At 69.3% G+C, this 13220-nt stretch carries 12 protein-coding genes and 1 tRNA gene; 5 read left to right on the top strand and 8 right to left on the bottom strand.

The window, feature by feature from the left end:
- Positions 1-35: 35 nt before the first annotated feature.
- From Msi02_RS42240 to Msi02_RS42215, 6 genes are all read right to left on the bottom strand, one after another.
- Entirely contained in the window at positions 36-419 is a 384-nt protein-coding gene (locus Msi02_RS42240; RefSeq protein WP_239109400.1) for a nuclear transport factor 2 family protein, read from the bottom strand.
- Positions 420-490: 71 nt separating this feature from the next.
- Positions 491-2044 (bottom strand): CLIPPER-2 domain-containing protein, encoded by a 1554-nt coding sequence (locus Msi02_RS42235; RefSeq protein ID WP_204053328.1) that lies wholly within the window; start codon positions 2042-2044, stop codon positions 491-493.
- 164 nt (positions 2045-2208) lie between these two features.
- A complete protein-coding gene (locus tag Msi02_RS42230; RefSeq protein WP_204053327.1) occupies positions 2209-2607 on the bottom strand; it encodes a hypothetical protein in 399 nt (132 codons plus the stop codon).
- A gap of 4 nt (positions 2608-2611) precedes the next feature.
- The gene (locus Msi02_RS42225; protein ID WP_204053326.1) at positions 2612-2977 is read right to left on the bottom strand and encodes an ADP-ribosylation/crystallin J1; all 366 of its coding nucleotides are present in this window, start codon (positions 2975-2977) and stop codon (positions 2612-2614) included.
- 2 nt (positions 2978-2979) lie between these two features.
- Positions 2980-3654 (bottom strand): TOPRIM nucleotidyl transferase/hydrolase domain-containing protein, encoded by a 675-nt coding sequence (locus tag Msi02_RS42220; protein WP_239109397.1) that lies wholly within the window; start codon positions 3652-3654, stop codon positions 2980-2982.
- A 131-nt stretch (positions 3655-3785) separates the two neighbouring features.
- Positions 3786-6032: an ATP-binding protein gene (locus Msi02_RS42215; protein WP_204053325.1), complete on the bottom strand. Its 2247-nt coding sequence runs from the start codon at positions 6030-6032 to the stop codon at positions 3786-3788.
- Positions 6033-6196: 164 nt separating this feature from the next.
- On the opposite strand from Msi02_RS42215, the gene Msi02_RS42210 reads away from it, so the two are divergent.
- Both Msi02_RS42210 and Msi02_RS42205 read left to right on the top strand, forming a co-directional pair.
- Positions 6197-6652 carry a carboxymuconolactone decarboxylase family protein gene (locus Msi02_RS42210; RefSeq protein WP_239109395.1) on the top strand — a complete coding sequence of 152 codons (456 nt, stop codon included), beginning with the start codon at positions 6197-6199 and terminating at the stop codon, positions 6650-6652.
- Between the two features lie 56 nt (positions 6653-6708).
- The gene (locus Msi02_RS42205) at positions 6709-7164 is read left to right on the top strand and encodes an iron chaperone (protein ID WP_239109393.1); all 456 of its coding nucleotides are present in this window, start codon (positions 6709-6711) and stop codon (positions 7162-7164) included.
- Between the two features lie 17 nt (positions 7165-7181).
- Here the strand turns inward: Msi02_RS42205 and Msi02_RS42200 are convergent, their stop codons facing one another.
- A complete protein-coding gene (locus tag Msi02_RS42200) occupies positions 7182-8006 on the bottom strand; it encodes an SDR family oxidoreductase (RefSeq protein ID WP_204053324.1) in 825 nt (274 codons plus the stop codon).
- 57 nt (positions 8007-8063) lie between these two features.
- On the opposite strand from Msi02_RS42200, the gene Msi02_RS42195 reads away from it, so the two are divergent.
- Together Msi02_RS42195 and Msi02_RS42190 are read left to right on the top strand one after the other, a co-directional pair.
- Positions 8064-8567 carry a MarR family winged helix-turn-helix transcriptional regulator gene (locus Msi02_RS42195; protein WP_239109391.1) on the top strand — a complete coding sequence of 168 codons (504 nt, stop codon included), beginning with the start codon at positions 8064-8066 and terminating at the stop codon, positions 8565-8567.
- Between the two features lie 592 nt (positions 8568-9159).
- Entirely contained in the window at positions 9160-9639 is a 480-nt protein-coding gene (locus Msi02_RS42190; RefSeq protein ID WP_204053323.1) for a hypothetical protein, read from the top strand.
- Between the two features lie 1107 nt (positions 9640-10746).
- Here Msi02_RS42190 and Msi02_RS42185 read toward each other — a convergent pair.
- Positions 10747-10823: transfer RNA gene (locus tag Msi02_RS42185), tRNA-Thr, on the bottom strand.
- Between the two features lie 432 nt (positions 10824-11255).
- Between Msi02_RS42185 and Msi02_RS42180 the strand changes: the two genes are divergently transcribed.
- A complete protein-coding gene (locus Msi02_RS42180) occupies positions 11256-12785 on the top strand; it encodes an alpha/beta hydrolase (RefSeq protein ID WP_204053322.1) in 1530 nt (509 codons plus the stop codon).
- The last annotated feature ends 435 nt before the right edge of the window (positions 12786-13220 follow it).

Here is a 13220-nt window from a genome sequence, read left to right as displayed (position 1 = left end):
TGGTCCGGAGGGGCCTCGCGATTTCGAACCTGCTGTCACACCTCACTGGCATGGGCCGCCAGGACGCGCCAGCCGTACTCGCCGGTGTGCACCCACGTGCGCGTGTAGCGCAGCCGACCGGCGAACGACTCGCCCGCGAGGGCGCCTTCGAGGGTGCCGAGGAAGCATGTGACTCCGGTCGTCCCCGAGACGACGACGGTGAGGTCCTCCTCGGCCACCTTCGTCATCACCTGCGTACGTGAGCGGTGGTTGTGGAGATCAAGCTGTTTGGCCTCCGTGTGCAGCCGGCCGTCCGGCGGCCCCGTGAAGACGAGCCGCTCGTCGAGCAGCCGGTCGAGCTCCTCCACGTCACCGATGAGCTGCGCCTTCTGCAGTCGCCGCTCGGCCTCGTACAGCTCGTCCACAAGAGTGCCTGTCATGGGAGTCCTCTCCGTCGTGGCGCGTCTTCGCCGACACAACGGTATTCCCGGCCGCTCCCGCTTTCAGCAGGTCACTTTTCGGTGCCCTGCTTGCTCCCGGGCGTGCAGTAGGGGCAGAACGGCTCGCGCTGGACGCAGACCTTGACCGCGTCGCTGTCGTTGGACGGGTCGAGGTCGAGCTCCTTGCCGCCGACGGTGGCGGTGTTGACCGTCTCCCCGACCGCGGTGGCCTTCGCACGGATGATCAGCGTGGCCGTCGCGCCACTGGCCAGCGTCCCCACGGTCCACGTTCCGTTGGCGTACGTGCCGGTCGAGCGCGTGGACGACAGGAAGGCGAGGTTGGCCGGCAGGGCGTCCTTGACGGCGACGCCGGTGGCGTCGTTGGGCCCGGCGTTGGCGATCGTGACGCGGTAGGTGACGGTCTCGCCCACGGTGACCTCGGTCTTGTCCGCGGACTTGACCACGCTCAGGTCGACGGCCGGGTTGACCTCGGTGACGGCGTCACCGCTGGTGGAGGTCAGCGGCTCGGGCTCGGGGCCGAGCCGGTTCTCGTAGGCGACCGCGCCGCTGTTGACGACCTGCTTGCCCGCGACCGACCTGCCGGCCTTGACCCGGAACTCCACGGTGGTGCCGTCCGGCAGGGTGGTGTCGTTGGCCAGCCGGCCCCCCGCCGTACCCGTGGCGCCGTCTCCCAGCCTGAAGGAGATCACACCGGTGGCCGCGTCGAACTCGGCCTGGTCGTCGCCGGCCTGGTCGGTCATGGCGCCGCTGCCCGGGCCGCCCACGACGCGGAGCGAGCCGGGCACGTAGGTGGTCCCGGCCGGGACCTTGTCGGTGAGCCGGACGTTCTGCGCCACGTCGCCGCCCTTGTTGACGGCGGTCAGCCGGTAGGTGATCTCGGCGCCGACGTTCACCGGCCCCTGCGGACTCGCGGTCTTGGTGACGACGACGCACGCCGGGGTGCCGAAGAAGATGTCGTCGAGGAAGTTGCCGACCGACGCGTTGCCTCCGGCCGCCGAGATGGAGCGGAAGGCGAACCTGGTGGTCGTCTGCCCGGCGGGCACGGTGTAGCTGCCGTGGTAGGTGCCCCACTTCCCGTTGCCGTCGGACATGGTCCCCTGCTGGGCGGGGCCCGAGGGAGCGCCGATGTCCAGCGCCATCTGGTCGGTGCCGAGACGCCCGCGGTGGGACAGCCGCCAGTACAGCTTCTGGCCCGGAGTGGTCGGACGGTCCTGGTAGAGGGTCGAGACCTGGTTGGCGTTGAGCTCCGCGAACTGCGCGCCCTCCGCCGCCGGGACGCCCATGCGGGGGCTCCAGACCTCGATCATGTGATCGGTGGCGGTCGTCCGCCAGCCCGGCACCGCGTTCGGATTGTTCTGCGAGGCGTCGGGGAACGAAGCCCACGTCCCGGCGACGACGGGCTTCTCGAAACCGCCGTTGACCAGCGCCACCTGCTCGGGACACGACGCGGGGTCCGGCGCCGCGGCCCGCTGCGCCGCCGTGGCCGCGACCTCGGTACGGGCGGACGCGGCGTCGGCAGGGATCGCTCCGGACAGCGTCAGGGGGACAGCCGCCGCCACCAGGGCGGCGACGGGGTAACACATCCTGCGGATGTGCCTCATCATGAACGTCCTCTCGTCGTGGCGATTCACCAGGCCGTATGACCGGCGCTGGCACCGCAGGGAAGATTCGCCCGACGGGGACGAGAGGTACGGCATGACACGTGCTGCCGTGCCAACAGTTGGCCGGATCTTGTTCTCTCCCGACCCTGCGCGAAGAAGATCTTGATCTAGGTCGAGGCGCTCGGCGGCCAGAACCGGACCAAGAACTGCTCTCGCGGATCCGCTCCGTCATCGGCCCGCGTGTACACCCGTACGTTCCACAGCCGCTCCGGCTCGCCGAGGGGCAGGAAGCCGTCGCACACGTCCGTGTACAGCTCCGCCGCGCAGACCTCTCCGGTCTCCGAGTGGAAGACGCAGGTGAGGACATCCGCCCACGCCTCGCGCTGATCCCCCGGCTCGTCGTCCCACACTTCGAGCGTGAGGCTCACCAGCGCATCCTCCGCCGAGAGGCTGAGCCGGCGGCGATCGGACGGATCGCAGGGGTCCCAGGAGAGCGACATATCCACGATGAAGAACGTCCCGTCGTGGACGTTCACCTCGCAGTCGCTACGCGAGATCAGGGGCATGAGCTCATGTCCTGTCCAGGTCCGGCCGGAACTCGTGCACCACCTCGATGACGCCGGAGATGTGCGCGTTGAACTCGTCCAGCTCCTCGGCGGGGACCCACAGCTCGAGAATCGTCTCCCCGCCGACCTGCCGGATCGGATAACGGGCCAGGAACTCTTCGGGCACGTGGAATCGGGTCACATAGCCGACCCCGTAGCGGGGCGCGTTCCAGTCGCGAGCGATTCTGATCGCGTAGTCCTCGTTGAGCACGGGATAGAAGATCGGCTGCTCGGGCAACCGCGGCGGCCACGCCCGCCACCCGGATCGCCGGACCAGTTCCAGCTCCTCCGGTCCGGTCGGCCGCCATAAGGTCGTCAACTCGCCCGACATGATCACCCCCTCCCGACGGCGCTGAGCAGCGCGTCGAGCGGCCGGGGCAGGGCGTCCCTGCCGATCGCCGCCTCGACGAGCAGCCGTGCGTAGCGAAGCTTGCGGCGTGAGCCACTGCTCAGGAACCGCCGCATCTGCGCTTCGGGCTCCCGGCCCCGCCAAACGGGCTGGCTCTGCAACGAGCGGAACGACCCGAGGTCGCCCTGCGAGTCGAAGAGCGCTTCGACCCCTGGGGCGCCCACGGCCCGGATCAGCTCGTCCTCCAGGTCCTTCACACAGACGTAGAACCCGAGGCGCTCCATGTCGACGCGCGTTCGGGGCGAGCCGACATTGTTCGCGACCATCGCGCGCCGGAAAATCTCCTCCTCGTGCAGGTCGCACAGACCGGCGAGACGCACCCGGGTGTCCGGCGGGCCCAATCCCGCCAGGAAGCGCCCGATCGCGTGCGCCCCGCCGATCGGCACGATCACGGCCCGCTCCGCCTCCAGATCCCGGCCGCGGCCCACCGCGGCGGTCTCCAGGGCGATCTGGTCGCTGGGGCCCTCGACGAGCACCACGGTCACGGCGTCGCCGACCTTCGCCAGGGCGCGTTCCATCGCCAGGATCGGGGCGGCAGGACCGCTCACATAGCCGTCGAGCGCCCTGCGGGCGAGCTCACGGCGTTGGGTGACGTCCATGGTGATCCCCGATCGGTTGTGCCGGCAGCATGCGCCATGGCCGCATCATGGGCGACGCACAAGGCGGCCGACAAGCGATTAACCAGGGCACGGCCGGCGATCGAATGAGACGTACGGACGGCGGGGACGGCTCAGCCGGCGGCGCGCACGACCTCCCGCGCCGCCCGGGCGAGCTTCTCGTCGTACGGCCGGCCCAGCTCGCGCGCGAGTTCGATGGTCCGGTTGAGCAGCGCCAGCGCCTCGTCATAGCGGCCCGCCGCGCGGCACGTCTCGGCGTAGGTGTGCAGGAAGTCGATCTCCAGCTGCACCTCGGCCAGCGGTTCCAGCAGCTCGAAGGCCCGCCGGTGGTGTTCGAGCGCCTCCTCGGGTGAGCCCGTGATCCGCAGCGCGACACCGAGATAGTTGTGGCACCACGCCTGGTTGTGCTGGAGCTTGTTCTGCTCGGACAGCTTCAACGCCTCATGCAGCGTTCGCAGCGACTCCGCCGGGTCGTCCGGCGCCAGCGCGAGACCGAGAGTGACCAGCCCGGTGATCTGTGCGGGCCCGTCCGCCAGTGCGACGGAGGCCCGGGCGAGTTCGACGGCTTCGCTGCGCCGCCCGAGATGAAGTGTCACCCATCCGTCGAAGGCCAGCGCCTGGGACTGCCCCATGGGGTGCCCGAGCTTCTCGAACAGCTTGCGTGCCCGCCGGAAGTGCGCCTGCGCCGCTTCGAGGTCGCCGAGATCCCGGCGTACGAAGCCGATGCGCAGCGCCAGGGCGGCCGCGATGTCGTCGTCCGGCCCTGACTGCTCGGCCAGTTCGTACGCGGACAGCGCCTCGTCGAGGCGTCCGGCGGCGGCACGGGCGTAGCCGAGGTCCGCGAGCAGCGAGGCCCGCTGCTGGTCGCGGCCGAGACGTGCCGCGGCGTCCGCGGCGGCTTCGAGCATGCGTGCCTGATCGTCGGTTCCGCGGTGCCGGAAGAACCAGACCCGCATGGCCTGCGGCAGCTCGGCCACCACCTCGTCCATGCCGAGCCGTACGGCGGCGTCGAAGCAGGCGACCAGGTTGACGTACTCGAGGTCGAACCAGGCCATGGCCTTCGCCGGATCCCCCGGCAAGGGTTCCTTGCGGTGCGGCGATGGCAGGGTCCGATCGTGGGCGACGGCCTGCTCCAAATAGTGCGTCAGGACCCGGCGCAGGGCGGCTTCGGCCCGTGGCTCCTCGTCGGCGGCGATGTCCGCCGCGTACTGCCGGATCAGATCGTGCATCCGGTAGCGCCCTGGCGAGGGCTCCTGGACCAGGTGGGCGTCGACCAGTTCCTCCAGCGCGGCACCGGCCCGGCCCGGCGGCATGTCGGTGAGCGCGCCCGCCACCGCCGCGTCGAAGTCGGCGCCCGGCAGCACACCCAGCAGCCGGAACATGCGGCGCTGGTCCGCGTCGAGCTGCTGCAGCGACATGCCGAAGGCGGAGTCGAAGCGGCTGGGGGTGGTGCGCAGCCGCTCGGCCAGCACGGCCACGGTCCAGCCCGGGCGGTGGCGAAGCCGCGCGCCCGCCATCCGTAGCGCCAGCGGGAGCCCGCCGCACTGCCGCAGCACCTGGCCGACCGCTTCCTCTTCGGTGAGCGCGAGCCCGGCCGCCCGGCCGAACAGGTGCACCGCGTCGTCGTCGGTCAGCGGCTCCAGGGACACCGGCGGCACTCCGTCCAGGCTGACCAGCCGGTGGCGGCTGGTGACCAGGACCGCGGACCTCCCCGCGCCGGGGAGCAGCGGGCGCACCTGCTCCGCGTCGACCGCGTTGTCGAGCACGACGAGAACCCGTCTGCGGGACAGCTCCGACCGCCAGAGCGCCGCGCGTTCTGCGGTGCCGGCCGGGGGATGCGTGACGTCCAGCGCGCCCAGCAGCCGGCCCAGCGCGGCGTGCGGCTCCAGTGGCTCCTGACCCGGGGTGAAGCCCTGCAGGTCGAGGTAGAGCCCGCCGTCCGGGTACGCGGGGACGAGGCGATGGGCCACGTGCACGGCCAGGCTGGTCTTGCCCACGCCCGCCATGCCGTCGATCGCGGCCGCGCCGGTGGTGCGCAGCAGCTCTTCGACCAGCACGGACTCCGCTTCCCTGCCGGTGAAGTCGAACAGGTCGGCCGGCAGGTCGTTGCGGCGCCGGACGGGCGCCGCGCCGGCTTCGGCCGCCTCGGCCCACAGCGCGCGCAGTGGCCGGGGATCGCGTCCCACGGCCCGGCACAGCGCCACGACGGCCTCCCACGGCGGCACGAGCTGGCCGGTCAGATACCTGGACAACGACGAGCTGCTCAGACCCGTCTGGCGGGCGAGCGCGCGCAGGCTGAGCCCGCTCAGCTCCTTGACCCGGGCGAGCTGAGCCACCAGTCGTTCCTGGGGGCTGGACACGTGCAACACCGTACCCGTCCCGGCCCACGCAGACGGATCGGCGATGCGTTTCCGCTGCTCAACCTGGTTCTCGGTGTCCCACGGTGTCCCACGGCCCAGGCGGGCCCCGGCACGCCGATGGTCGGATGGCTCCTGTCGGAAACACCCGCGACGAAGGAGAAGCGATGTCGACCGAGCGCATGCCGAACCCGGCGGTTTTGATCCCCGAGGCGATGGAGGCCCTGATGGCGGTCAACAAGGCCGTCGCGGGCGCCGGACTGGACGGCAAGCTGCTGGCGCTGAGCCACCTGCGGGCCAGCCAGATCAACGGCTGTGCTCCGTGTGTGGTCGGGGGCGTCCACCAGGCCCAGCGGCACGGGGTGACCGCGGACCAGGTGCACACCGTCGCCGCGTGGCGGGAGACGCCGTGGTTCAGCGAGGAGGAGCGCGCCGCGCTGGCCCTGACCGAGGCCGTGACCCGGCTCGCCGACCGGGCGGACCCGGTGCCGGACCAGGTGTGGGACCTGGCCGCCAAGCACTTCGACCAGAAGGAGCTGGCCGCACTGCTGCTCAACATCGCGATCACCAACGCCTTCAACCGGCTCAACGTGCCGACCCGCCAGCAGGCGGGCCAGTGGTGACACTGCTCCCGCCCACCACCAACCCAAGCCACACATCGCAGAAAGAGGACATCGTCATGTCGAACACCACGAAGACCACCACCGCCAAGGGCCAGAAGTACGACGGTTTCACCGAAGAAGAGCGCGACGCGATGAAGGAGCGTGCCAAGGAGCTGAAGAGCGTCCGGCGGGGCGCCAAGGCCGACACGGAGAGCGAGGTGCTCGCGAAGATCGCGGAGATGTCGGAGTCCGACCGGGTGATCGCCGAGCGGTTGCACGCCCTGATCAAGGCCACCGCGCCCGCCCTCACGCCGAAGCTGTGGTACGGGATGCCCGCGTACGCCCGCGACGGCAAGATGATCTGTTTCTTCCAGTCCGCGGCGAAGTTCAAGGCCCGCTACGCGACACTCGGCTTCAGCGACGAGGCGAACCTCGACGAAGGCGCGATGTGGCCGGCCTCGTACGCCTTGACCGAGATCACCGCCGACGTCGAAGCGAGGATCGGGGCGCTCCTGAGGCAGGCGCTGAGCTGAGGACCGGGCGCTCCTGGTCAGCGGAAGTCGTTCACGTGGTAGGTGGCCCACTCCGCGTAGGTGTACGGTGCCCGGCCGATGAGATTCCGTGCGGCGGGCGCCACCCGCGCCATCTCCCGGGCCTCGGCGCGCATCGCGAGCATCGAGTCGACGACTTCGGCCGGCATGCGGGTGAGCATCCCCGCGCGAGCCTCCTCGACCGAGAGCGCCTGGAATCGCAGGTCCCGGCCCAGCACCCTACCGATGATCCCTACCCGCTCCGGTTCGGTCAGCGCCTCCGGACCGGTCAGCAGGTAGGCCTCGCCCGCATGGCCATCGTCGAGCAGCGCGCGCACCGCGACGGCCGCGATGTCCCGCTCGTCGATCGGCGCGCCGGCCGCCCCGTCATCGAGGCCGTGCACCACGCCGGTGGCCTTGATCGAGGCCGCCCAGTGCAGGTCGTTGGCCATGAAGGCGCCTGGGCGCAGGATGGTCCACGGCAGCCCGGAGCCTGTCACCGCCGCTTCACATTCCTCATGCATGCGCCCGATCGGGTTCGGCGTCTCATAGGTCACGGCCGACGCGGACAGCAGGACCACACGCTGGAGACCGAAGCCCTTGGCCGCATCCAGGAAACCTGGCAGCCGACCGGGCATCGGGAACAGAAAGACCCGGTCTGTCCCCCGAAGCGCGGCGGGCAGGCTCTCCGGCTCGGCGAGATCGCCTCGAACGACCTCGACCGAGTCCGGCAGGCCGGCCCGCTCGGGCCGCCGGGTCATCGCCCGGACCTGCTCGCCCGCCTCGACCAGCTGTTCGACCACGTGGCGCCCGACGTTGCCGGTCGCTCCCGTCACGAGGATCATACGCACTCCATTCGGACTTCCGAATACTTCGGATGTACAAAGCTTTACACTACTCCCGTGACCGACCACGACCCGACCTCACCGACACACATGCCGAGCCCGGCCCAGATCCGCGAGGTCCTGACCCTTCTCCCGCTGCTGGCTGCGTACTTCCAGCGAGCGCGCCATGACATGTCGGCGGAGTTCTACGAGGCATTCCGCACCCACGGGCTCACCGCCCGGCACGGAGCGGTGCTCGGCCACCTGCTCGCCGACCGCTCGCTCAGCGTGACCGAGCTATCCCGGCGCATGGGCCTCTCCCTGTCCACCACGAGCGAACTCGTCGGCGACCTCAGCCGGGCGGGATGGGTCGAACGCCGGGAGGATCCGGCCGACCGCCGCCGCACCCTGGTGTCGATGATGGAAGAGCACAGGCCCGCGATGGAGGAGTTCGTGGCACGCCGGTCCGCGCCGCTGCTGCACGTGCTGGACGGCCTCTCCCCAAGGGACCGGCAGGGATTCGTCGCCGGACTGACCGCATGGGCACACGAGGTACGCGACTGGCAGGGCGCGGTGCCGTGAAGCGTCGATTCGGGACGAGCAGCTGATCGCGATGCTCGTCGGCCGCCCGCACGGTAGACCTGCAACTCGCAGTGATGATTCGCCCGTCGAACCGGACGACCTCCTGCTGCGGGTGCCGCGCAAGACCCGCCGCGCCTCCCGCTGCCCCTCCTGCGCCGAGACCCATCGCGCCGACGCCTACCAGCTCGTCTCGGCTGCTGTACGCGTTGCTGTTCGGCAACAAGAAAGGCCCTCCTGGGAGGGCCTTTGAGGTGGAGCCGCCTAAGGGAAATCGGACCCTTGACCCCTTCATTACGAGGTAACGGTGGCAGGTTTCCGAACTCGTCAGATGCGCTCTCTAGCTGCGGTGACTGACCACTGTTGTCCACCAGTGTCCAAGGCCGTTCGTCGGCGTTGTCACGCACTTGGTCACGCAGTGAGCCTTGCTGGTCTGCCAGCTCATCGCGCGGTACTCACTCGTCGTAGATCTGATCGTCCTGCTGGCTGACCTGCGGTGACTATCCAGCTCATACGCCAAGCTGGGCTTTCAGCGTTTGCCACTCCTCGTCGTTTCGCCTTGCTTCTCGCGTTCATGTGCCCTGAAGCTGTCCCCTTGTTCGCCCTGCCCGTGGAGAATCCGCAGCTCCCTTCTATACTCACCGGCATGCCGGTCGTTTCATTGTCGCGGGCCGCCGGCGCGGCGGCACTGGGCTGGCTCCTGGGGGCCGGGCTCTCGTTGGATTATGAGATTTCAGAGGCTGCCGGCGACCGTGAGTGCCTCGGCGTAGTTGGGAGGCTCTGTATAGGCGCGGGGCCTTACATCGGTTTTGCCATGGGTGTGGCCGGTGTCGTGCTCGCCTGCTGGATCGGGTTTGCGATTCTGAACGTACGGCCGCTGCGTACAACCGTCCCCGCCGGGATCGTTCTCATCATTTTTGTGACTTTCGCCTACCCTGCCGTGCCGTCACAGTTGATGGACCCGGCGCCCGCGGGGTTGCGCCCACTACCCCTGTACGCCCTGACGACGGCATTGGCGTTGGCCCTGCTGGGGGCTTTCAGCAGGCCCGGCAAAGCAACCCGGCATCCCTCATGAGCGTTGAGAGAGCCCTGCGGGGATGGCATCGCCTGGTCAAGGCCGCAGGTCAGAGGTATCAAGGTGGACGAGCCGGCCTGTAGGCCGGCTCGTCCAATTTCCGCGCACTCTCTACCTGCGGCGCATCGCTTCGCATGACAGGCGACCTGCGGTAACGCTTCCGTTCGCTGCCATCGCTTGACAGCGTTTTCCGAGCGCGTGTGCCCCCGATGTGCCCCCGCACGGCGGAGGCAGTGCCCAACTTAGACCTCTCGATCGGGCTTCCCGAGCAACGAGTGGTAGTCATATCCGAGCTCGTCAAGACGGGTGCGGACCCATTCAGTATGTGCGTCGTCTGCTCCCTGCAGAAGGAGTCTCAGGCTCTCACTGGCCCTTCGCTCCCGTTGCCGCTTGCTGCGCGAGCTAAGACTTCCGGGCAAGTTGTGGCATATGTCGGCGATCACTCGTATCTGCTCGTGGTAATCCTCCGGGCCGTCAATCCACTCCAGGAGCGTCGGATCGCGACGGTAACCCACGGTGCGGATCTCTATGAATGCCAAGCTCATCAGACCTATGACGGCCTCCTGCGCCGAAATTCGCATTCGAACCACCGGGTTCTCCCACGCTCGTGCGGACCCGCACATTATCCGCTGGCCTGATCTCTCGTCTGCCGTCGACCCATCGCGGAGCGACAGCGGGCCGGGGGCGGAGGGGCAAGCCCATGCCTCGCGTGTACCTGCTCCCGGTGACCTTCCGCGCGCGTGTCCTGCCGGCACGGCTGGGCTTGACCTGGAGGAGCCGGGCTGCTGGGCTTGCCCGGGTCGATGGCGGGCGGGCGATCAGGACTTCCACCCCAGCCAGCTACGGCGTGAGCTATGCGCGGCCCCTCGCGGATCCGGAGTGCCCCGGGGTTTGGGGCAGCGCCCCAAGGTCTTCCCTGCGTCTTTGAAAGAGATCTTCATCAGTGCCACCGTTTGCCGCCAGTTCGCCGACGTTGCGCCGCTTGCCGGCAGGGGTGCGCGACCGCCGAGGCGGGACGGATCGCATCTTCAATAAGTGATCGGGAACGGTAGTCACGCAGATAGACACGCAAAGGCCCTCCCGGGTGGTCCGGGAGGGCCTTTGAGGTGGAGCCGCCTAAGGGAATCGAACCCTTGACCCCTTCATTACGAGTGAAGTGCTCTGGCCGACTGAGCTAAGGCGGCACGCCGCGAGCGGCTTCGCACAGTCTACAGGGTCATCACGGTTCTCGTGCACCCGTCGCCGCCCGGGAGCGTCGCGGCCCTCCGAGCGTGCTCCCGGGAGCCACGTCATGTTCCGAGTAGGTCGGTAAAACTTCCCCAGCCACCGGCAGGGTCTCCCTTTACTCGATGACCAGTAGAAACAGGGCATCCCCGGCGCATCTGTCACAGGAAAAGCGCCCTGTACCGCCTGACGGCGCCTCCGAGCCGCCAGACATTCGACCTCATCCTTCGCGGCCGTTGTCAGCAGGTCGCCGCCCGCCCTCGGCAGGCGGCATGCTGGTCCTCGTCACGCAGGCGACGGCAGGGGAAACGACGGGTATGCGATCGGCCGGACAGAAAGCGAAGGTCACACCGCCTCGTACGCGGTACGGCGGCGGTCCTCCGAGCCGGCGAATGGCGGTCGCGGCACTGGCCGCATTGCTGCCGTTCACGGCGTGTTCCAGCCACGCCCCGGCCACCTCCGAGCAGCCGAGCGCAGGCGCCAAGGCGCAGCCGGCGGTCGAGGCGCCCACGGCCGAGCTGCGCCCGTTCTACGCGCAGCGGCCCACGTGGCGCGCGTGCGGCGACGGCTTCCAGTGCGCCAAGATCGAAGTGCCCCTCGACTACAAGAAGCCCTCCGGTGAGCGCATCCAGCTCAGCGTGATCCGCCTGCCGGCCACCGGCAAGCGCGCCGGCTCCCTGCTCATCAACCCCGGCGGGCCCGGAGGTTCGGGCATCCAGTACGCGCGGGCGGCCCGGTCCGTGGTCAGCGACAAGGTACGCGCCCAGTTCGACATCGTGGGGTTCGACCCGCGCGGCGTGGGCGAGTCGACTCCGGTCACGTGCATGACGGCCTCCCAGCTCGATGCGTACATCGGGATGGACTCGAGCCCGGACACGCCGGCGGAGGTCACGGCGCTCGACAAGGAGTCCAAGCTGTTCGCCGACAGCTGCGGAGCCAAGTCGGCCCGTCTGCTCCCCCACGTCGGCACGGCCGACGCGGCCAGGGACATGGACGTCCTGCGCGGCGTCCTCGGCGACCCCGGTCTCACCTATCTCGGCAAGTCGTACGGCACCTATCTGGGCGCGATGTACGCCGACCTGTTCCCCAAGCACGTGCGGGCACTCGTGCTCGACGGCGCGGTGGACCCGGCCGTGCCGTCGCTGAAGTCCAACGAGGTGCAGGCGAAGGGCTTCGAGGTCGCGCTGAAGGCGTTCGTCGAGGACTGCTTCCTCAACGGCTCCTGCCCCTTCAAGAGCCGTACGGTGGACGGCGCGATGAAGGAGGTCAGCGACCTGCTGGCGAAGGCCGACCGGCAGCCGCTGAAGAACGACCTCGGCGACGGCCGGGTGGTCAACGAGGCGTGGACGGTGATCGGCATCGCCACCCCGCTGTACGAGCGCGCGGCCTGGCCCCGGCTGCGAGAAGCCCTGAGCAAGGCGATGAACGAGGGCAACGGCACGGACCTGCTCCGGATGGCCGACCTGCTGGTCGACCGGCGGTCCGACGGCTCGTACTCGAACCAGACCGAGGCGAACATGGCCGTCAACTGCGTGGACCACCCGTACCCCAAGGCGCTCGACGCGTACCAGAAGGCCGCGGGCGAGGCCGCCAAGACCGCGCCGCACTTCGGGCCGTTCGTGATGTGGGGTTCGCTGCCCTGCGCCTACTGGCCCGCGAAGGCGGTCGGCACCGACAAGCCGCTCAAGGCCGTCGGCGCGCCGCCGATCCTCGTCGTCGGCACCCTGCGCGACCCCGCCACGCCGTACGAGTGGGCTCAGGGGCTCGCCTCGGAGCTGACTTCGGGTGTGCTCCTCGGGTACGACGGCGACGGGCACACGGCCTACCGCAGCGGCTCCACGTGTGTGGACAACGCGGTCGACGACTACCTGCTCGCCCTGCGCGCTCCCAAGAACGGCACCGTCTGCCCGAAGACGGGCTGAAAGGCGCGAACCACGTACGACACGGACCTGTCCCTGCGGCGCACGGAGGCCGTACGCAAGGAGTTCTCCGCGCCCGCGCCGCCGGGCAGGCGTCGAAGGTCACGCTCCTTCGGCAGGGTCGACCACGTACCCGTACGTTAACTCTCCAGAAGCTGAAAGTTTCACATTCGTCGAGGGTCGGCGTCCGCCTTCCGTGAGCCTCCGGAGCCCAGTTCAGTACAGGTGAGCCGCCCGGCTGCCGCAGGTCTCGGACGGGCCCGGCCCTTGACCACCCCTCGCACATGGGGTTGGCTCCGCCGCATGACCACCGGTCGTCACCGCGAAATGTTAGCGCTCACATTAACTTCATATGGGACGCGGACGGTGCGCGACCACCCCCTCAGGAGGCGCATGTGAGATCGCCGTTTTCACTGTCCAGGCGGGGACTCGCCTGGG

This window comes from Microbispora siamensis (assembly GCF_016863095.1).
In the GTDB taxonomy this organism is placed as follows: Bacteria; Actinomycetota; Actinomycetes; order Streptosporangiales; family Streptosporangiaceae; genus Microbispora; species Microbispora siamensis.
The sequence above is the reverse complement of the archived record's forward strand: the minus strand, read 5'-3'. Positions and strand labels throughout refer to the sequence as shown.